This is a genomic window from Rhodanobacter sp. Root179 (assembly GCF_001428465.1).
Taxonomy (GTDB): Bacteria; Pseudomonadota; Gammaproteobacteria; order Xanthomonadales; family Rhodanobacteraceae; genus Rhodanobacter.
Window position 1 is genome coordinate 1 of the sequence record NZ_LMHR01000045.1, and the last position, 1,335, is coordinate 1,335.

At 52.6% G+C, this 1,335-nt stretch carries 3 protein-coding genes; all 3 read right to left on the bottom strand.

All coding sequences use genetic code 11. The features are described 5' to 3' along the window. Nucleotides 1-82: 82 nt before the first annotated feature. A complete protein-coding gene (locus ASD82_RS17285) occupies nucleotides 83-406 on the bottom strand; it encodes a ribonuclease E inhibitor RraB (RefSeq protein ID WP_082585222.1) in 324 nt (107 codons plus the stop codon). 88 nt (nucleotides 407-494) lie between these two features. Continuing rightward, complete coding sequence (locus tag ASD82_RS17575; RefSeq protein WP_157599164.1) at nucleotides 495-794, bottom strand: hypothetical protein; 300 nt, start codon at nucleotides 792-794, stop codon at nucleotides 495-497. A gap of 79 nt (nucleotides 795-873) precedes the next feature. Continuing rightward, a partial coding sequence (locus ASD82_RS02785) for a hypothetical protein (protein ID WP_235580619.1) occupies nucleotides 874-1,335 on the bottom strand: 462 nt, incomplete at its 5' end.

Consider the following 1,335-nt stretch of genomic DNA (forward strand, 5'->3'; position numbering starts at 1 on the left):
GTTGTGGGCTCCTGAAAAGCTAGTTCAGGGTGTCCACTAAAGCGTAGGAACTGTCCCGTCCGCCTCGAATGACTGGTTAGGCCTAACCACGACCTACATCCCATCCGTCGTAGAGATCCACCCCACAAGATTCTGCCAAGTCGTTGAATGCAATATTGCGGCGATGCAATTTCTCGCATGCTAGGGTTTCAGTTTTGCTCACTTGCAGAACCCAGTTCTCATGTTCGGTTTCTTCGAATTGCTCAACGACGTAATCGTGACTGACTAGTTCTTCCAGCACCTTATGCAGACTCGCCCTGGTTGAAGCGAAGAAGAAAAACCCCCACTTGAGAGGACGGCTTGTGTCGAATCCGTCGGCTTCCATATGACGGAAAAGTTCGATCAGCCTCTCGAAATTGGCGTCCATGTTCTCTAGGCCTAACGCTTGAGTTAAGCGGCGGCGTAGCCGTCCGCCTTGAACGAGGGGTTAGGCCATCGAAGAGTCGGCATGGCTGTTACACAACCCCGTATGTCTTTGCTAACTTTTCTAAAACGTCCGGGGTATTTTGTAACCCACGATCAAGTCTGGCGAGGGCCGCATCATGGTAGGCAACGTACTCACCAAGTAAAGAATATTTGAGTTTTTGTCCCTCGGCACGCAATGCAATATCGAACTCATGTTCCTTTATTGCCAAGCTGGTTGCCGCTTGAATGCGCTGCTGCCGCCTCTGCGACCTGGCAATAAAGAATTGTGCTGAGACCGTGGAGCCTCCTCCGATCAACGCACCGATTAATGCGGCAAGTCCAGAATCCATATGGAACCCCTGTTTTTTTGAGGCCTAACGCTTGAGTTAAGCGGCGGCGTAGCCGTCCGCCTTGAACGAAATGTTAGGCCTACGCCTGCCCATACTCTGCCAGTGCTTTGTTGAACAACCAAGCATCAAACCGCGAACCGTCACCGAGCTCTGCAACCAGCGCCTCCTTGCCACGAGCTGACCTGGTCTTGCCCAGCGCCAAAGCGACGTGACCACCATAGCCGTTGGCGCTGGTAAGAAGGCCAAATAACTCTGGCTCGTAGCGCACGAGCAAGGAATTTGGAAACTGTGAGGTGAAGTAAGCCGCTTGCATAGGGGCGTCACCACCATGGTCTTCTGCATCGAGCGCGATCTTTACGAGGAGAGACAGCAGCTCGGGATCGTTGAGGTTAGCAAGGAAATACTCCTTGGCCTCTTGAGAAGAATGGCAGGAGGCAATCAATTGCTTCCTGATGGTTGCTTCGTCGTACATGAGTAGGCCTAACGCTGGAATTAAGCGGCGGCGTAGCCGTCCGCTTGAATGACTTGTTAGACGGCAGCA